15 protein-coding genes and 1 pseudogene are annotated in these 17,151 nt (G+C 60.8%); 6 read left to right on the forward strand and 10 right to left on the reverse strand.

Annotated elements, in window-relative coordinates; translation table 11 throughout:
• Window positions 1-6: 6 nt before the first annotated feature.
• Window positions 7-1,149: an efflux RND transporter periplasmic adaptor subunit gene (locus CLM72_RS12935; RefSeq protein WP_105226705.1), complete on the reverse strand. Its 1,143-nt coding sequence runs from the start codon at window positions 1,147-1,149 to the stop codon at window positions 7-9.
• 171 nt (window positions 1,150-1,320) lie between these two features.
• Here CLM72_RS12935 and CLM72_RS12940 point away from each other — a divergent pair, with 171 nt between their 5' ends.
• Both CLM72_RS12940 and CLM72_RS12945 read left to right on the forward strand, forming a co-directional pair.
• Window positions 1,321-2,022, forward strand: coding sequence for a response regulator transcription factor (locus tag CLM72_RS12940; protein ID WP_003190934.1), 702 nt, complete (start codon window positions 1,321-1,323; stop codon window positions 2,020-2,022).
• A 3-nt stretch (window positions 2,023-2,025) separates the two neighbouring features.
• Entirely contained in the window at window positions 2,026-3,327 is a 1,302-nt protein-coding gene (locus CLM72_RS12945) for an ATP-binding protein (protein WP_105226706.1), read from the forward strand.
• On the opposite strand, the gene CLM72_RS12950 is transcribed toward CLM72_RS12945, so the two are convergent.
• From CLM72_RS12950 to CLM72_RS12960, 3 genes are all read right to left on the reverse strand, one after another.
• Window positions 3,328-4,002, reverse strand: coding sequence for an anti-sigma factor domain-containing protein (locus tag CLM72_RS12950; protein WP_105226707.1), 675 nt, complete (start codon window positions 4,000-4,002; stop codon window positions 3,328-3,330). It abuts the gene before it with no gap.
• Window positions 3,999-4,529, reverse strand: coding sequence for a sigma-70 family RNA polymerase sigma factor (locus CLM72_RS12955; protein WP_105226708.1), 531 nt, complete (start codon window positions 4,527-4,529; stop codon window positions 3,999-4,001). Before CLM72_RS12955 ends, CLM72_RS12950 begins: the two co-directional genes overlap by 4 nt.
• Window positions 4,530-4,615: 86 nt before the next feature.
• Window positions 4,616-5,137 carry a DUF3455 domain-containing protein gene (locus CLM72_RS12960; protein ID WP_034127670.1) on the reverse strand — a complete coding sequence of 174 codons (522 nt, stop codon included), beginning with the start codon at window positions 5,135-5,137 and terminating at the stop codon, window positions 4,616-4,618.
• A gap of 194 nt (window positions 5,138-5,331) precedes the next feature.
• Between CLM72_RS12960 and CLM72_RS12965 the strand changes: the two genes are divergently transcribed.
• Entirely contained in the window at window positions 5,332-6,117 is a 786-nt protein-coding gene (locus CLM72_RS12965; RefSeq protein ID WP_054921460.1) for a sulfite exporter TauE/SafE family protein, read from the forward strand.
• An 848-nt stretch (window positions 6,118-6,965) separates the two neighbouring features.
• Window positions 6,966-8,090 carry a dimethylsulfone monooxygenase SfnG gene (gene sfnG / locus CLM72_RS12975; protein ID WP_105226710.1) on the forward strand — a complete coding sequence of 375 codons (1,125 nt, stop codon included), beginning with the start codon at window positions 6,966-6,968 and terminating at the stop codon, window positions 8,088-8,090.
• A gap of 47 nt (window positions 8,091-8,137) precedes the next feature.
• Here sfnG and CLM72_RS12980 read toward each other — a convergent pair.
• Window positions 8,138-8,581 (reverse strand): annotated as a pseudogene (locus tag CLM72_RS12980) (GNAT family N-acetyltransferase); the annotation flags it as partial.
• 94 nt (window positions 8,582-8,675) lie between these two features.
• On the opposite strand from CLM72_RS12980, the gene CLM72_RS12985 reads away from it, so the two are divergent.
• Window positions 8,676-10,262, forward strand: a complete 1,587-nt coding sequence (locus CLM72_RS12985; protein WP_105226712.1) for a RimK family protein — start codon at window positions 8,676-8,678, stop codon at window positions 10,260-10,262.
• Between the two features lie 13 nt (window positions 10,263-10,275).
• Here CLM72_RS12985 and map read toward each other — a convergent pair whose 3' ends face one another.
• Complete coding sequence (gene map / locus CLM72_RS12990) at window positions 10,276-11,031, reverse strand: type I methionyl aminopeptidase (RefSeq protein WP_105226713.1); 756 nt, start codon at window positions 11,029-11,031, stop codon at window positions 10,276-10,278.
• On the reverse strand, window positions 11,031-11,231 hold the full coding sequence (locus CLM72_RS12995) for a ParD-like family protein (RefSeq protein ID WP_058425498.1): 201 nt from the start codon (window positions 11,229-11,231) through the stop codon (window positions 11,031-11,033). The genes map and CLM72_RS12995 overlap by 1 nt, the downstream gene beginning before the upstream one ends.
• Before the next feature lie 369 nt (window positions 11,232-11,600).
• Here CLM72_RS12995 and CLM72_RS13000 point away from each other — a divergent pair, with 369 nt between their 5' ends.
• Window positions 11,601-11,876 carry a DUF1652 domain-containing protein gene (locus CLM72_RS13000; protein ID WP_105226714.1) on the forward strand — a complete coding sequence of 92 codons (276 nt, stop codon included), beginning with the start codon at window positions 11,601-11,603 and terminating at the stop codon, window positions 11,874-11,876.
• A gap of 70 nt (window positions 11,877-11,946) precedes the next feature.
• Here the strand turns inward: CLM72_RS13000 and CLM72_RS13005 are convergent, their stop codons facing one another.
• The 3 genes from CLM72_RS13005 to xylB form a co-directional block, all read right to left on the reverse strand.
• Complete coding sequence (locus CLM72_RS13005) at window positions 11,947-14,544, reverse strand: autotransporter outer membrane beta-barrel domain-containing protein (protein WP_105226715.1); 2,598 nt, start codon at window positions 14,542-14,544, stop codon at window positions 11,947-11,949.
• A 145-nt stretch (window positions 14,545-14,689) separates the two neighbouring features.
• Window positions 14,690-15,628: a carbohydrate kinase gene (locus CLM72_RS13010; RefSeq protein ID WP_105226716.1), complete on the reverse strand. Its 939-nt coding sequence runs from the start codon at window positions 15,626-15,628 to the stop codon at window positions 14,690-14,692.
• 12 nt (window positions 15,629-15,640) lie between these two features.
• The gene (gene xylB / locus CLM72_RS13015) at window positions 15,641-17,122 is read right to left on the reverse strand and encodes a xylulokinase (RefSeq protein ID WP_105226717.1); all 1,482 of its coding nucleotides are present in this window, start codon (window positions 17,120-17,122) and stop codon (window positions 15,641-15,643) included.
• Window positions 17,123-17,151 lie beyond the last annotated feature (29 nt).

Genomic DNA, 17,151 nt, shown 5'->3' on the forward strand with positions numbered 1-17,151 from the left:
GACGGGTTATTCCTTTACGAGCGGGCTGTCGTCCACTTCAACTTTTTCACCGGGGCGTGCGTGTTGCAGGCCCTCGACGATGATGCGGTCGCCGGGCTTGAGGCCGCTGGTGACGATCCAGCGATCGTCTATCACTGCACCCAACTCCACCGGTTGCTGGCTGACGGTCTGTTCGGCGTCCAGCAGCAACACCATCGGGATACCAGCGCTGTCGCGGGTGATGGCGCGTTGCGGCAAGCTGATACCTTGTTTGTCCACGGCCTGTTCCACGCGCACCCGCACAAAGCTGCCGGGTAACAGGTCGAGGTCCGGGTTGGGGAACTCGCTGCGCAGGATGATCTGCCCGGTGCCCGGATCGACGCTGATGTCGGCGAAGAGCAATTTGCCTGGCAACGGGTACAGGCTGCCGTCGTCCTGGATCAAGGTGGCCTTGGCCTGGTCCTGGCCGACCTGCTTCAAGCTGCCGGCACGAAAGGCGCGGCGCAGGTCGTTCAGCTCACGGGTGGACTGGGTGAGGTCGGCGTGGATCGGGTCCAGTTGCTGGATAATCGCCAGCGGCGTGGCTTCGTTCTGGCCGACCAGCGCGCCTTCGGTCACCAGGGCGCGGCCGATGCGCCCGGAAATCGGTGCGGTTACTGTGGCATAGCCCAGGTTCAGCTTGGCACGCTCGACGGCGGCCTTGTTGGCGGCCACTTCGGCGTTGGTCTGGCGCAGGGCGGCGCGGGCGTTGTCGTACTCCTGGCCGCTGATGGCGTTGCCTTCGACCAGTTGGCTGTAGCGCTGCTCTTGCAGGCGTGCCTGGAACGCATTGGCCTCGGCCTTGCTCAGGTTGGCCTGGGCACTGTCCAGGTCGGCCTTGAACGGCGCCGGGTCAATACGGAACAACACGTCGCCTTGCTTGACGTCGTGGCCTTCGTTGAACACCCGCTGCATGACCACCCCGGCGACCCGGGCGCGTACTTCGGCGATACGCGGTGCGGCGATGCGCCCGCTCAGTTCGCTGGTAATTGAGAGTGGCTTGGCCTGCAGGGTTTCGATCCGTACTTTGGCCAGGGGCATTTGTGGCGCCTCGTCTGCCGACTGACCACACGCGCTCAGCGCCAGTGTGAGGGCCAACAGGCAAAACGGCGCAAACAGATTCTTCGACATGCTCTTATCCCAATATTGACTGGCGCATCCTAAGGTCACCTGCGCCGTGGTGCTGTGAAGCTGTGTAGCGGGTCTGTGAAGAAGTGTAAGGTACGGCGCGCAGGGCGTCGGGGGCGTATATCCTTGCACAATCCTGCAACACACCAACAAACAGCATTATTTGGAAACACCATGCCCAACATCCTACTGGTGGAAGACGACGCCGCACTCTCCGAGCTGATTGCCAGCTACCTGGAACGCAATGGCTACCACGTCAGCGTGCTCAGCCGCGGCGACCATGTCCGTGAGCGCGCACGCCTGAACCCGCCGGACCTGGTGATCCTCGACCTGATGCTGCCGGGCCTCGACGGCCTGCAGGTGTGCCGTTTGCTGCGCGCCGATTCGGCGGGGCTGCCGATCCTGATGCTGACCGCCCGCGATGACAGCCACGATCAGGTTCTGGGCCTTGAGATGGGCGCCGACGACTACGTGACCAAACCCTGCGAGCCGCGCGTATTGCTGGCTCGGGTGCGCACATTGCTGCGTCGCAGCAGCCTGTCCGAACCTCAGGTGGCCAGCGACCAGATCGTCATGGGCAACCTCTGCATTGATCTGTCCGAACGCACCGTGACCTGGCGCGAACAGGCGGTCGAGCTGTCCAGTGGTGAATACAACCTGCTGGTGGTGCTGGCCCGGCATGCCGGCGAAGTGCTCAGCCGCGATCAGATCCTGCAACGCCTGCGCGGTATCGAGTTCAACGGCACCGACCGTTCGGTGGACGTGGCCATCTCCAAGCTGCGGCGCAAGTTCGACGATCATGCGGGCGAGGCGCGCAAGATCAAGACGGTGTGGGGCAAGGGGTATCTGTTCAGCCGTTCCGAGTGGGAATGCTGAACCATGTTTCGCGTACTGCTGCGCCTCTACCTGATCACCATCGTCACCTACAGTGCGGCGATTTACCTGATTCCCAAGCTGGTGATCCAGCTGTTCGAACACCGCTACATGGACTACAACATCGAACAGTCCCGTGGCCTGCAAAAGCTGATGGTCAAGCAGTACCAGCGCGCACCGGTAGAGCGTTGGTCCCAGGTCACCGACCAGTTGAGCCGCGATTTTGCACCGTTGAGGGTGCAACTGTTACTGCGTCAAGACGCCCGCTATACCCCTGAGGAAGAACAGTTACTGGAGCAAGGCAAGCCAGTGATCCGCCTGGGCGAGTGGGGCTGGATGGAAGAAATCAGCTCGCCGATCAACCAGCAGTTCGCGGTCAAGTTGACCGTACCGCCAGACCCGTTGGACATGAACCTGCTGTACTGGTCGATGAACGTGCTGGTCGGTGCCGCCTTGCTGGCGTGCCTGCTGGTGTGGCTGCGTCCGCACTGGCGTGACCTGGAGCGTTTGAAAAGTACCGCCGCGTTATTGGGCAAGGGCCATCTGGAGGCGCGTACGGGGCTCGCACCCAGCTCCAGCATCGGCGGCCTGGCGGCGGTATTCGACACCATGGCCGACGATATCGAGCGCCTCTTGAACCAGCAGCGCGATTTGCTCAATGCGGTCTCCCATGAATTGCGTACGCCGCTCACCCGTCTGGATTTCGGGCTGGCCCTGGCGCTTTCCGAAGACTTGCCCCCGGCCAGCCGCGAGCGCCTGCAAAGCCTGGTGGCGCATATTCGGGAGCTGGACGAGCTGGTGCTGGAATTGCTGTCTTACAGCCGCCTGCAAAACCCGGCGCAACTGCCCGAGCGAGTAGAGGTGGCGCTCGACGAGTTTATCGACAGCGTGTTGGGCAGCGTCGACGATGAGCTGGAAAACCCCGATATTGTCATCGATGTGGTCCTCGATTGTGCCGTGGAGCGCTTCAGCCTCGACCCACGCCTGACTGCCAGGGCCTTGCAGAACCTGCTGCGCAATGCGACGCGCTACTGCGACAAGCGCATCCAGTTGGGCGTGCGCGTATGCCCCAAAGGCTGTGAAATCTGGGTGGACGACGATGGCATCGGCATACCGGCGGACCAGCGCGAGCGCATCTTCGAGCCGTTCTACCGCCTGGACCGTAGCCGCGACCGCGCAACCGGTGGCTTTGGCCTGGGCCTGGCGATCAGCCGGCGCGCCCTGGAGGCCCAAGGCGGCACTTTGACGGCCTTGGCGTCTCCCTTGGGCGGGGCGCGGTTTCGTGTGTGGCTACCTAACCTTTCGTGATCAAAGCACTTTGACTGCGCGGCCGATCCCGTGAATCGGCCCGGTGGGTTTGCCGGTGGGCGAGCCATTGGGCCCTTCCAGCGTCAGTTCAAACAACTGGTTCGGTGCCAGCGGCGGCAGCTTGTCCAGCGGCACCGACAAGGTCTGCCCCGGCTTGACCAGCCCCAGGGATACGGGCCCCTGCCAGCCATCGCCTTTGGTCCAGAACTCCAGGGCTTTGTCGGCAGGAATCTCCATCACCCCCAGTGGAATCAATTGGATCTGCTGATTATCACTGGCCTGCACCACCCAGCCCGGTGCCTGGCTTTGCGGCGCCATCAGCACCACCACGAAGCTGGGTGTGGTGATGGGCGGGCGCGTCAGTAATAAAACCGCCAGCACCACGCTTGCCATCAGGCCCGCGGCAGAAAGCCCGCGCCAGAACGCCAGCAGGTTCCACCACGCCACGCTCGTTTCGGGGGCTTTGATGCGGCGTTCAATGCGCCGCCACAGCTGTGCCGAAGGCGGCACTGGTTGTGCCAGCGCGACCAGAGGCAACAGACGCTGCTCCCAGGCATCCACCGCTGCACGCAGTGCCGCATCATGGGCCAGGCGTTGTTGCACCTCAGCGCGCTGTTCGGCGGGCAGGGTCCCCAGCACGTATTCACTGGCCAGTTCATCCAGGCTGTCGTTCATGCCATGCACTCCCGCAAGGCGGCGAGGCTGCGTTTGATCCAGGCTTTGACGGTACCCAGCGGAGTACTGAGTTTTTGCGCAATTTCGCTGTGGGAGTAACCGTCCACATAGGCGTGCAGGATGCAGGTGCGGCGTGTCGGGTCGAGCCGCTCCAGGCACTGGTGGATCTGCCCGGAGCGTGCCGCAAACTCAACGGTCTGGGCAGGCTCTGTCAGCGGCTCGTACTGATCGTCCAGCGGCACGTCACGCGCGGTGCTGCGTACAACGTCCAGGGCCAGGTGGCGAGTCACGCTGAACACCCATCCCCGTGCGGAGCCTCGCAGGGGGTCGAAACTGCGTGCGCCGTGCCAGATCTTGATAAAGGCGTCATGCACGATGTCCTCGGCCAGTGCCTTGTTGCGGGTAATGCGCAGCGCCACACCGAGCAAGCGGCTGCTGTCCTGCTCATAGAGCTGGTGCAGGGCGCGATGATCGCCGCGGGCGCAGGCTAACAGGCACACTTCATAATCAAAGATGAGTTCAGCCAAACCAGAATTCCTGCCACTGAGGAGACGTCTACGCCTTGTAGGCGCGAGGTTGCTCGCGCCTACAAGGCCAGCGTAGCTGAGTTTGCTCAGTTGGCGGCCCAGAAGATGTAGTCCGCCTGGTATTTCACCACTTCCTTGGCGCCTTTGTTCGCGGTGGTGCACGGCGTAGCGGGAGCGACCCCGCCTTTGAGGGCCACCCGCTGGATATACGCCACGCCACTCATTGCACCTTTGCCCTCGGCCGGGTTGGCCTTGACCAGTTGATAGGGCAGGTTACCGGGGCTCGACGGCGCCACGGCCAATTGCGTGCCGGTGATGGTCGAGCCGTCCTTGGCCTGCCACGTGGCAGGTGGGCCGAAGTAGGTGCCGACCTGCTGGCCATTACGGTCGTTCAACACGGCTTTGGGGCCGACGAAGGTCCACTCGGTCTGGCCGGCAGCGTTGGCCTTGTCGCGGCATTCATAGGTGATTTCGCCGACCCCGGTGGTTTGCATCGCCACCTTGTGGCCATCCGGCACCTTGATGCTGTCCGGCAGGCCCGCCTGGGCAAACGCCGACGGTGCGGCGAGGAGCAAGCTGGACAGGCACAGCAGTGTTTTAGCGTTCATGGTGTTTCTCCATTGGGTAGAACAGCAGGGTTACGTTGATGACTACGGCCCAGGCCCGCCCATTGGATGCAGAGCTTTGCGAAAAAAAGTGAAGATTGCCAAAAAAGCATAAACTCAGATCGCATCGGTATAAGTGGTTATAAGAAAAATCGCTATCCTGCGGCCAGAAATTTATAAGGTCTCGGGTAGCTGGAATGGATGTAGGTAATATTGGTTTCGTGGTTGCCGGCCTGATCGTGGGTTTTATCGTGGGCATGACGGGGGTGGGCGGCGGCTCGCTGATGACCCCGATCCTGCTGTGGTTTGGCATCAACCCAGCCACTGCGGTGGGCACCGACCTGCTGTACGCCGCGATCACCAAGTCTGGTGGTGTGCTGGTGCACAGCAAGAACAAGAACATCGACTGGACCATCACCGGCTGGCTCACCCTGGGCAGCGTGCCGGCGGTGTTGCTGACGTTATGGTTCCTGGCCAGCCTGCACACCGACCCCAGCGCGATGAACGCGGTGATCAAGCAGGCCCTTGGCGTGGTATTGCTGCTGACGGCCCTGGCGATCCTGTTCAAGAAAAGCCTGTTGGCCTTTGCCCAGCGTCATGCTGGCGATTCCTACCATCTGCGCCCGCGCAATCTGAATGCGCTCACTGTTGTGACAGGTGCGATCCTTGGCACCATGGTGGCCCTGACCTCGATCGGCGCCGGCGCTCTGGGCACGGTGGCGCTGTTTATCCTGTACCCGTTCCTGGCCACGCGGCGCCTGGTTGGCACCGAGATCGCCCATGCCGTGCCCCTGACATTAGTGGCGGGCCTGGGCCATGCCAGCATGGGGAACATGGACTGGCATCTGCTGGGCTTTTTGCTGATGGGGTCGCTGCCGGGGATCTACGTTGGCAGCCATATGACCGGCAGGATTCCCGACGGGGTACTGCGGCCGTGCCTGGCGGTGATGTTGATGGCGGTGGGGTACAAGTTGGCGTTCTGAGCAAGTGGCCTGACACCCCACGCTCCAAATGTGGGAGCTGGCTTGCCTGCGAAGGCGGCCTCACAGCCGACGCCTGCTAACCTGACACCCCACGCTCCAACTGTGGGAGCTGGCTTGCCTGCGATGACGGCCTCACAGCCGACACCTGCTAACCTGACACCCCACGCTCCAACTGTGGGAGCTGGCTTGCCTGCGAAGGCGGCCTCACAGCCGACGCCTGCTAACCTGACACCCCACGCTCCAACTGTGGGAGCTGGCTTGCCTGCGATGACGGCCTCACAGTCAACGCAGTTGGATTGTGTACATATCCATTCCTGCGGTAACGGCCACTTAGGGTTCCGCCCTGACGGCGGGTCACTTTGGAAAAGCCCCAAAGTAACCAAAGGGCTCTTGCCCCACCACTCGGCACCTCGCCTAGGCTCGGTGTGCCCGTAATCCGCCAGTGATTTGGGGGGGCGCCGCCACGCGCCATCCATGGCGCGGGGCGGCTAAACCGGCATCCCTGCCGGTTTACCCCCCAAATCCCTGTCGAATTCCGGCCAGCGTGGTTTGATGGGGCGCCTAAGATCAAAAGCAGATCAAGAGCAAGAGCAAGATCAAGAGCAAGATCAAGAGCAAGAGCAAGATCAAGAGCGACTCGCTTCGCATCGTGGATACGTTTGACGGCGCTGGTCGCCACTGTTGCTCCAGCAACAGCAGATCCACAAACGGCTGCGATCCCAGACACTGGCAAGCCATCGCTTCAATCCCCCTTTTTTTCCGCAACCCCCCAGGCTACGGGCATTTGCCTGCCCCTGGCACGCTTGCTGCATAAGCCCTTGTAAATCCCCTGTACGAGGTAGCGTCCGATGAGTCAGCAAGCCGTGAAATTTGCCTATTGGGTGCCCAACGTCAGCGGTGGGTTGGTCGTCAGCAAGATTGAACAACGCACCCACTGGGGTATTGATTACAACCGCAAACTGGCGCAACTGGCGGAGGCGGCGGGCTTTGAATATGGCTTGACGCAAATTCGCTTCACCGCAGGCTACGGCGCCGAGAACCAGCATGAGTCTGTGGCGTTCAGCCATGCGTTGCTGGCGGCGACCACCACCCTCAAGGTCATCGCGGCGATCCTGCCCGGGCCGTGGCAACCGGCGTTGGCGGCCAAGCAATTGGCGACCATCGACCAACTGACCAATGGCCGTATTGCGGTGAATATCGTCAGTGGCTGGTTCAAGGGCGAGTTCCAGGCCATTGGCGAGCATTGGTTGGAGCATGATGAGCGCTATCGGCGTTCCGAAGAGTTTATCCGTGCTCTCAAAGGCATCTGGACCCAGGACGATTTCACCTTCAAGGGCGATTTCTATCGGTTCAACCAATACACCCTCAAGCCCAAGCCCCTGGGCCAGCCGGAGATCTTCCAGGGTGGCAGTTCGCGGGCGGCTCGGGACATGGCGGCGCGGGTGTCGGATTGGTATTTCACCAATGGCAACACGCCTGAAGGGGTCAAGGCCCAGGTCGATGATATCCGTGCCAAGGCCGCTGCCAACCACCATTCGGTGAAGGTGGGCGTGAACGCCTTCGTGATCGCCCGCGACACGGAGGAGGAGGCACGTGCGGTGCTGGCGCAGATCATTGACGAAGCCGACCCGGAGGCGGTCAACGCCTTTGGTGACGCGGCCAGGCAAGCGGGCAAGGCGTCACCGGAGGGCGAGGGGAACTGGGCCAAGTCCAGCTTTGAGGACCTGGTGCAATACAACGATGGTTTCAAGACCAACCTGATCGGCACGCCGCAGCAGATCGCCGAGCGCATCGTGGCACTCAAGGCCGTGGGTGTGGACTTGGTGCTGGCAGGCTTTCTGCACTTCCAGGAAGAAGTGGAGTATTTCGGCAAACGTGTATTGCCGCTGGTGCGTGAGTTGGAAGCCAAGGCTGATGTCGGCGTGGGCTTGCGCGTAAATAATCTCAACGAGAAAGTGGGTAGCCTGGTTTAACGCTGTGCCTGGGCATCCTTCGCGAGCAAGCTCGCTCCCGCAGGGGGCAGGGTTTTTTCCAGGCGCAGGGCGTCACTGTGGTCTTGGTAGTAATCGTCGACTACGGCAAAGCGTCGATAGCCGTTGCGCTCATACAGGGCGAGGGCGCCGGGGTTGTCGGTGCGCACTTCCAGGCGCAGGTACGCGCAACCTTTCTCCAGCGCGCGGGTTTCGATATGCGCCAGCAACTGTTTGCCCAGGCCAAGGCCGCGGGCATGTTCGGCAATGGCCAGGGAATACAAGCGCGCAAACCGGGTGCCGCGCCGAAACAGCACCAGCGCGTAGCCAAGCAGTTGGCCGTGCTGTTGCGCCACCCACAATTGGCCGTTGGCCCGGCTGATCATCCAGCGCACACTGCGCGGTGACAGCCGGTCGCTGCTGAAACATTGCTGCTCCAACGCCACCAAGTCGGACATATCGTCAAGGGTTGCAACGCGAAAGAAAAGAGCCATAAGACCGCCGTAAAAGTTGCGTAATGAAACGGGACTTCTCTAAATGATCGTGCTTAATAGAAAAGGTCGAGTTCTCTAAAGCGGATCAATTATTATGTCGGCGGTACAAAGTCATTGGCGTCAAGTATCCGAGCAAACCGTTGCGGCGACAATAACATCCAACAGTTATTTTTCTGCTGCGGCCCAACGTTCGAGCCACGTTGTCATTATTGTCGAACGCAAGGAAGATTGGGCCTCTTACTTTCCCTGTGAACACGTCGTCACCGCTCAGGAGTACTTGGAGCACACGCGGGATAGCGACACGGGCAAGCGTGTCCAGGTGATCAACCTGTGCCGCAGCTACAAGTACCTGGGGCACGGGTACTATTGCTCCTTGCTGGCCGAGGCACGCGGGCACAAGGTGATTCCCTCGGTACGCACCATCAGCGAGCTGACCAAAAAAGCCCTGTATGGGTTGGCCCTGGATGACTTGGATAAAACCCTGGAAAAAGCCCTGAACCATCAACTCTATCGCAGTACCGAAGGCTTTACTCTGACACTTTATTTCGGTCGAACGGATATAGAACTCTTGCAGGAATTGGCTCGTCAGTTGTTTGAAACCTTTCCCAGTCCGATCTTGTTAGTTGAGTTTCGTCACCATAACGGCTGGCATATCGGCGGGGTCAAGTGTGGTGTATTGCACAAGTTGCGCGACGATCAGGAAGATCAATTCGCCCACGCCCTCGATAACTTCAGCCGCAAGATCTGGCGTCAGCCACGCTTGCGCCGTCTGGCCCGTTATGACTTGGCGATCCTGCACGATCCTCACGAACAATTACCGCCCTCCAATCCTCGCGCACTGGAAAATTTCGTGCGGGTCGGCAAGGGCCTGGGCATTGATGTGGACTTGATCGAACGCAAGGATTATGCCCGTCTGGCCGAATATGACGCCTTGTTGATCCGCGAAACCACCAGCCTCGACAACCATACCTATCGCTTTGCCAAGAAAGCCGAAAGCGAAGGATTGGTGGTGATGGACGACCCGGCATCGATCCTGCGCTGTACCAACAAGGTATACCTCACCGATCTGCTCAACAGCCACCAATTGGGCATGCCGGCCACCGAGATTCTCTACAAGGAACGACCGCAAGACTTTGAACGCATCGGCGAACGTCTGGGCTTCCCGCTGGTGTTGAAGATCCCCGACGGCTGTTTCTCCCGTGGGGTGATCAAGGTGGAAAGCCAGGCGGCGTTGCTCAAGGCCACGGCTGAGTTGTTCGAGCACTCGGTGCTGTTGTTGGCCCAGGAATTCCTCTACACCGACTACGACTGGCGCATCGGCGTGCTCAATCGCAAGCCGATTTTTGCCTGCCAGTACTTCATGTCCAAGGGCCATTGGCAGATCTACAACCACAAGGCCATCGGTCAGGCTATCAATGGCGAATGCCGCACTCTGGCAGTCCATGAGGCACCCAAGGCGGTGGTGGAGCTGGCGGTGAAAACCGCCAACCTGATCGGCGATGGGCTTTATGGCGTGGACCTCAAACAGTCGGGCGACAGGGTTGTGGTGATCGAGGTCAACGACAACCCCAACCTGGATGCTGGGATCGAAGATGCCTACTTGCAGGACGACCTGTATAGCCTGGTGCTGGAGGAGTTCGTGCGGCGCCTGGAGCTCAAGCGCCGGGGTCAGGTGTGGTAGAGCGTTCTGCCACTCAAGCAGTGGCTTGCAAGGTCAACACCTCAAACCCGTCCGCCGTCACTGCCACGGTGTGTTCCCATTGCGCCGAGAGGCTGTTGTCCTTGGTGACCACCGTCCAGCCGTCTTTCAGGCTGCGGGTTTTAGCGCTGCCCTGGTTAAGCATCGGTTCGATGGTAAACACCATGCCTTCGCGCAGTTCCAGGCCGGTGCCAGGTCGGCCGAAGTGCAGGATTTGCGGTTCTTCGTGCATTTGTCGGCCGATGCCGTGGCCGCAGTATTCGCGCACCACGCTGTAGCCGTTGGCTTGCGCATGGCTCTGGATAGCATGGCCGATATCGCCCAGACGCGCCCCGGGCTTGACCTGGCGTATACCGGCCCACATCGCCTCGAAGGTCATGTCCACCAGGCGCCTGGCCTTGGGCGTCACGTTGCCCATCATGTACATCTTGCTGGAGTCGGCAATGAAGCCGCCTTTTTCCAGGGTGATGTCGATGTTGATGATGTCGCCGTCCTTGAGCAATTGCTTGGCGCTGGGCATGCCGTGGCACACCACTTCGTTGATCGAGGTGTTGATGCAGAAGGGGTAGTCGTACTGCCCAAGGCTGGCAGGGCGGGCCTTGAGGTCATTGCGGATGAAGGCTTCGACGGCGCTGTCCAGCTCCAGGGTAGAGCGGCCGGCGGCGACGAAGCCGTCGAGCATGTCGAAGACTTGCGCCAACAGGCGCCCGGCTTCACGCATTACGGCCAATTGTGCGGGAGTCTTGATCATCAGCTGCGCCCTCGGATCAGGTCGGGTTTGTCCAGCAACAGCTTGTTGATCAGCTCGTTGTAGGGCAGTTGCGGGTTGAGTTCGGCGAGCAGGCCGATCTTGATCCAGAACTCGGCCTGGGCGTTGATGGAACGGTCCATGGCGGCGCTGGCCAAGCGCAGTTGTTCGTGCAGCTGATCGGTGATCTTGACGATGCCCATGAGGTTCACTGTGTTTATTTGATATACGAATCGTATATGTTTCGTATGTTGATCGCAAACCTCCTTCGGCTCAGTGGTGATGGGTTGATTGTTTGCTATATGTTGCCGAAAAAAAGCTTTTCACATAAGCGCTTGGCTCGATGCCGCGGGTTAAACGTTTAATCGGAGCGGTTCGACGATGATGCCTGGAGGGTGGCTTTCTTTAATATGAGGAAGCGGTTTGCTTATGAGGAATGGTTACAACCACGGCAGTTTTTGCCGAGTAGGCTTATTGATTGAAAGCGTCTTCCAGGGTTGGCAAGACGTGGCAGGCAAGTGCCTGTCGGATACACATAACTGTTGGCAGTCTCAAAAAAGGAGAGGTTAGCCATGCTTTCAGAACTAGAGCTTCGCAGCATTATTGAAGGCAGTTTCCTGCCTAAACGGTGCGAATGCACCAAAGCCGAAGATGCCTCGTTGACGATTAAAGTCTACGACGACCGTGATCGCGACCGGGTGGATTTGGAAGTCAAAGGCATAAACGCTGACAAACTCGACAGCAGTCGAGCCATTTGCAACCTGATCACCGAGTTGCGTGAAGATCTCAAGCATAACCACGCACCGGTGCTGCAACGAGCAGGCGGGCGAGGTTGTCACTATCACTAGTTGGTCGCTTGAGTGACCCTGTGGGCCTGGTATTGACCAGGCCCAATGCTGTCCGCGACGGTCAGCACGTTTACCATTTCACCCTCATGCCGACCGTGCCGCTGCCACCCTCAAAATTATTGTCATCGAGCTGGGTCCCGTAGCTCCCTTCCATATAAACGCTGAACGCGGACGACAACTGAGCCACGACGCCGACGCCGACATCGGCCGTGGAGGACTTGTGATCGCTCTTGATCCGGTCCACATCGTCGAACGTCACCGTGTCGCTACCGCCGAAGGTGTGCCAGACATTGGCCCGCAGGTACGGCTCTACTGGCATATTGCTGACCAGATAGCGGCCCTTGAGGCGTGCGCCGAGGCGGCCGGTCCAATACTCCTGGGAATCAAAAGAGACCTTGGAGATGCCATCGTGCTGACTATCCAAGTCGATTTTCTGGCCGATCACCTGGGCCTGTGGCTCCACCACCCAATGTTCGGACAGCGTGAGCGGGTAGCCGGCCTCGGCGGATAACGTTACAGCGTGGCCCTCGATGTCCATCTTCACGCCTCGGTCGGACTTGTTGTCACCGTCCAGGCGAGTGCCCATGGCGACCAGGTCGACGTACCAGCCGGTCGGATCGGTGAGGGTCCAGTAGGCGCCGAAGTTGTCGCCGTCGAGTTTGACCCGCCCGGAGCGATGGTTCTGCCACCCCAGCGCAAACCCTTGTACGTCGCCGCGCAGGCGACTCTGGCCGATAAACAGGCCAAAGCGTTGGGTCTGCCCGCCGCTGGTTTCGCTGGCATAGAGGTCATGACCGACCTGGTAGCCCTTGGACGTGCCGTCAAAACTCGGCGTTACCGTGCCCGACCAGCTTTTGTTGAAGTCACTGCCATAGGCGCGGCCCCAACCTGCCGGCACTGCACCGGTCTCGGTCAGCAGGCTTTGCTCGCCCTGGCGTTGATGGAAGGTACCGAGGGCTTGCAGCGTCATTACTTGCGCAGCGGGGATGTCCACTGAATAGACCGGCACCTCCAGGCGATACAGCGCAATAGGCGCGGCACCGGCCACGGCGCTCGGAAGCACAGGGTTGCTGGCCGCCGATTGCGGCGAAGTGACTGCGGCGACTTGGCTAGGCGGTGGCGCGGGCGGCTCGATCGGTGCCACCGGCTGTGCAGTGGGCGGTTCGGTCGGCGGTTCATCGGGGTCCACTTGAGGTGGGGTGACTGGAATCGGAGGCGGCGCCACAACCGGCGGCACAACGGGCGGCGGCGGCGACGGAACGGCCGGCGGTTGCACGGCCACCACCGAGGAGCGCAAGTACCAGTTGTTTTCCGTACCGGCGGTGACGCCGCCCTTGAACAGCATGTACTGATAGGCCCCGGCAGAGACCTGGCCGTTCAAGGCAAACGCATCGGTGCTGCTGACGGCGCCGTTGAGTGCCTGAACCACCTCGATCCCGTTATTTTGAGTCAGCCCACCGACACCGCCGAGGTTGCTGACGCCCAATTGCGTGTGGCCACTGATGCTGCCGTCGGATACCACCAGCTTGTCGGTGGCGGAGTTGTCGTCGCCGAGTACGGTTTGCAGATGCAACTGGCCGTTGTTGCCCACGTAGTTGCCATGCACCGTCAACACGCTGGTCGCGCTGTTGTCGGTGGTCATGTCGACAGTGCCGGCGTTATTGAACGTCGCCAGTTGCCCGGCGGTGTAGGGGCGGATACCGCCTTGGGTCACCGCTAGCGTGCTGCTGCCATCAATGTTGAACGTACCGGTATTACTCGCACTGTCGCCAAGAAAAAAATCCCCGGCCAGGTCAAAGCGCGAGGCGTTGTTGAGGTTGACCGTCTCCCAGCCGACATAGCGTGCGGGCGTACTGGCGGTGGTGTTATCGAACGTCAGTTGATCGTTGCCGAGGCCACCATCGACGGACGGCGTATTGGCCAGCAGGCTTTCGCTGAGACCACGGAGCAGGGCGGTGTCGTCGCCATCACCCATCAATACCGACGAGTTGATCTGGCCGCCACCCAGCCAGTTAAACGTATCGTTGCCGACGCTGGCGCGGATCTCGCCATTGATCACGCCGCCACTGACGGTGATGCTGTCGTCGCCGCCACTGGTGCTGATATTGCCACCTATGAAGCCGTTTAATATGCGGATCGTGTCGACATCAAAGCCGGTGACCAGGTTGCCTTCAATGGTCCCCCCGGTCATTTCATAGAAGTTTTTATCCAGCTTCATATTGACCCGGCCGATAGCGCCACCGCTCTGGTAGGCCACATCGCCGTCCTCAAAAGCCCCGACGATTCTGCCGTTCTCCATTCTGAAGGTGTCGAGGCCATCGCCCTGGAACAGGGCCTGGATCTGCCCGCCTGTCATTAGAAAATCATCGATACCGGCACCTTGCTGCACCACGCCGGTAATCAGGCCGTCGCGGATTTCCACCCTATCCACTCCCGGACCAAAGGTGACGTTGCCATTGATGGTGCCGCCTGTGGAGAGCGTCAGGCTGTTATCCCCGGAAAGATCGGTCAGGCCGGGACTGCTGCCGCTGTCGCACGTGTAGGTATCGTTACCGGTTCCCGGGCTGAGAACGCAGGCGGCGTGAGCGGATTGAGGGGTCATGTACTGCAGTGAAAGGAAGCCAACAGCTAAAACGGCACGGGTTGAAAGGCCTGTGGTCTTTGGCATGGAACTATCCTGTGTTTGTTGTAATAACTACTCCTGGTTTTGGGTTTAGCACAGTTTTTCAGCATGGCAATTTTTTCGATGAATAATGCGCAGGCCACGGAATACGTGGCCTGCGTGATGGCACTTTGGTTTTTTGGCGCTCGGTTCAGCTCAACTGATGACGATAGGGCAGGTCCGGGCCGGTCTTGCCGCAGGTCAGTGCGGCAGCACGAATGGCGAAGCCCAGCATGGCGTCGATCTGCTCGCGGCTCAGTCTTTGCAGCCCGTCAACCGAATCCAACTGCTGCTCCGTCAGCCACGCAATCAGCGCCGCCTGGAAAGTATCACCAGCGCCCACCGTATCGGCCATCACCACCTTGACCGCAGGTTGCGACCAGGTGCCATGCTGGCGGCTGAACACCGACGCGCCATCGCCCCCGCGGGTGAGAAATACCAGTTGGCAACGGTGTTGCAGCCAACCTTGCAGCACGCTTTCTGGTGACTGCTCGGGGTAGAGCAGATGCAGGTCTTCGTCGCTGACCTTGATCAGGTCGGCGTGTTGCACCAGCTCTGCAACGCGTGCGCGCCACAGGTGAATATCGGGCTGCGGGTTAAGGCGCACGTTGGGGTCGAGGCTGATCAAGCGCTTGCCGCTTTCACGCTTGACCAGGCTGAGCAGTGTGTCACCAATCGGTTGCACCACCAGCGAAAACGAGCCCACATGCAGCCCGCGAATCTCGTCGCCCAAAGGTGGCAAGTGGGTCAGTTGCAATTGCCGGTCGGCGCAGCCTTCACCGCGAAAGCTGTACTGCGGCGAGCCATTGGCGCCCACGGCTACCATCGCGAGGGTGGTCGGCGCGTCGAACTCAACCAGAAAGCGTTCGCTGATACCTTCGTCTTTCAGTACTTGCTGCAAGCGCCGTCCAAGGTAATCGGTGGACAGGCCGGCGAAGAACCCCGACTCGATCCCCAGGCGGCGCAAACCCACCGCGACGTTGAACGGCGAGCCACCGGCAATCGCCTTGTAATTGAGCTTGGCGGCCTGCCCGCTGGCATCCTCCTCGCTAAAGAAATCAAACAGCGCTTCACCACACACCAGATACATAGTTGCTCGCTCTTAAAGGGTTGCCACGTGCTGTTGATAACGCTGATACGCCTGTTGATAGGCACTGAGATTGGCGGCCACGGGTAAGGTGCGGCTGGACGGGTCAATGCTCACGCATTTGTCGCACAGGCTGGCCAGCGGTTCGCCGCTCTGGCACCACGCCGCCTGGATCGCCGCGCCCAGGGCGGCGGCCTCGCTCTGTTCGGTACACACCACTTCGGTGTGCATGATATCGGCGACCATCTGCCGCCACAGCGGGCTTTTCGAGCCGCCACCGATCAGGCGGATGCTCTGGCTTTGCAGGCCGGTCTGGCGCAGCAGGTCCAGGCCGTAACGCAAGCCGAAGGTGGTGCCTTCGACCACCGCGCGGCACAGGTTGGCGCGGGTCAGGTTGGTCATGGTCAGGCCCTGCAGGCTGCCGGTGGCGTGGGGCAGGGCGGGTACGCGTTCGCCGTTGAGAAACGGCAGCATGCTCACCCCATCGGCGCCGATGGGTGCCTGTTCGACCAGGGCGTTGAAGGTGTCGAGGTCCAGTTCGAACAGCTCGCGAATCACCCCGGTGGCGTTAGTCAGGTTCATGGTGCAGATCAGCGGCAGCCAACCGCCGCTGGAGGAGCAGAAGGTCGCCACAGAGGCCTGGGGGCTGACGTTTGGCTGGTCGGCAAAGGCATACACGGTGCCCGACGAGCCCAGGCTCATGGTGATCACGCCGGGGGCGATATTGCCGGTGCCAATGGCGCCCATCATATTGTCGCCGCCACCACTGGACACCACCGCGTCGGGGTTGATGCCCAGGCGCTCGGCAATGGCCGGCAGGATCGTGCCCACCGCTTGGTCGGCCTCGATCAGTGTCGGCAAAGCGGCTTGCAGGCGGCCACTGGGGTCGATGTGCTGGAGCAACGCCACATCCCATTCGCGGCGGCGCACGTTGAAGTAACCGGTACCCGACGCATCGCCATACTCGGCGCAGGCGCGGCCGGTGAGCCAGTAGTTGAGGTAGTCGTGGGGCAGCAGGATATGGGCAATGCGCGCGAAGACGTCCGGGTGCTGCTCGCGGGTCCAGAGCAGCTTGGACACCGTGTAGCCTGGTGCGATGACCACGCCCAGGCGCTCCAGAGAGCCGCGTTCGCCGCCCAGATGGTGCAGCAGCCGGTCGTTCTCCGGCGTGGTTTCGGTGTCGCACCACAGCTTGGCCGGGCGCAGCACTTGGCCTTGATCATCCAGCAACACCAGGCCGTGTTGCTGGCCGGATACGCCGATGCCGAGGATGTCCTGGCCATCCACGCCGGCCTGTTGCAGGGCGCGATGGGTGGCTGCGGTGAAGGCGTCCAGCCACTCCTGGGTATGTTGTTCACGACGGCCATTGGCGCCGCTGATCAAGGTGTGCGCCGCGGCGCCCAGGCCCAGCACCTTGCCGCTGGACGCATCGAGGACGATGGCCTTGGTGCCCTGGGTGCCGCAGTCGATGCCGAGGTAGAGGTTTTGCTGGGTCATGATGGAGTGCTCAGCAGTCTTATTGTTGG

The organism is Pseudomonas sp. MYb193 (genome assembly GCF_002966775.1).
In the GTDB taxonomy this organism is placed as follows: domain Bacteria; phylum Pseudomonadota; class Gammaproteobacteria; order Pseudomonadales; family Pseudomonadaceae; genus Aquipseudomonas; species Aquipseudomonas paracarnis.

What these genes read in the sequence shown, in the direction of transcription:
- CLM72_RS12995 (WP_058425498.1), bottom strand. Translation starts at nt 11,231, where the DNA reads ATGGGCATCGTCAAGATCACCGATCAGCTGCACGAACAACTGCGCTTG.
- CLM72_RS12950 (WP_105226707.1), bottom strand. Translation starts at nt 4,002, where the DNA reads ATGAACGACAGCCTGGATGAACTGGCCAGTGAATACGTGCTGGGGACC.
- CLM72_RS13005 (WP_105226715.1), bottom strand. Translation starts at nt 14,544, where the DNA reads ATGCCAAAGACCACAGGCCTTTCAACCCGTGCCGTTTTAGCTGTTGGC.
- CLM72_RS12945 (WP_105226706.1), top strand. Translation starts at nt 2,026, where the DNA reads ATGTTTCGCGTACTGCTGCGCCTCTACCTGATCACCATCGTCACCTAC.
- CLM72_RS12935 (WP_105226705.1), bottom strand. Translation starts at nt 1,149, where the DNA reads ATGTCGAAGAATCTGTTTGCGCCGTTTTGCCTGTTGGCCCTCACACTG.
- xylB (WP_105226717.1), bottom strand. Translation starts at nt 17,122, where the DNA reads ATGACCCAGCAAAACCTCTACCTCGGCATCGACTGCGGCACCCAGGGC.
- CLM72_RS12960 (WP_034127670.1), bottom strand. Translation starts at nt 5,137, where the DNA reads ATGAACGCTAAAACACTGCTGTGCCTGTCCAGCTTGCTCCTCGCCGCA.
- CLM72_RS12940 (WP_003190934.1), top strand. Translation starts at nt 1,321, where the DNA reads ATGCCCAACATCCTACTGGTGGAAGACGACGCCGCACTCTCCGAGCTG.
- CLM72_RS13000 (WP_105226714.1), top strand. Translation starts at nt 11,601, where the DNA reads ATGCTTTCAGAACTAGAGCTTCGCAGCATTATTGAAGGCAGTTTCCTG.
- CLM72_RS13010 (WP_105226716.1), bottom strand. Translation starts at nt 15,628, where the DNA reads ATGTATCTGGTGTGTGGTGAAGCGCTGTTTGATTTCTTTAGCGAGGAG.
- sfnG (WP_105226710.1), top strand. Translation starts at nt 6,966, where the DNA reads ATGAGTCAGCAAGCCGTGAAATTTGCCTATTGGGTGCCCAACGTCAGC.
- map (WP_105226713.1), bottom strand. Translation starts at nt 11,031, where the DNA reads ATGATCAAGACTCCCGCACAATTGGCCGTAATGCGTGAAGCCGGGCGC.
- CLM72_RS12965 (WP_054921460.1), top strand. Translation starts at nt 5,332, where the DNA reads ATGGATGTAGGTAATATTGGTTTCGTGGTTGCCGGCCTGATCGTGGGT.
- CLM72_RS12985 (WP_105226712.1), top strand. Translation starts at nt 8,676, where the DNA reads ATGTCGGCGGTACAAAGTCATTGGCGTCAAGTATCCGAGCAAACCGTT.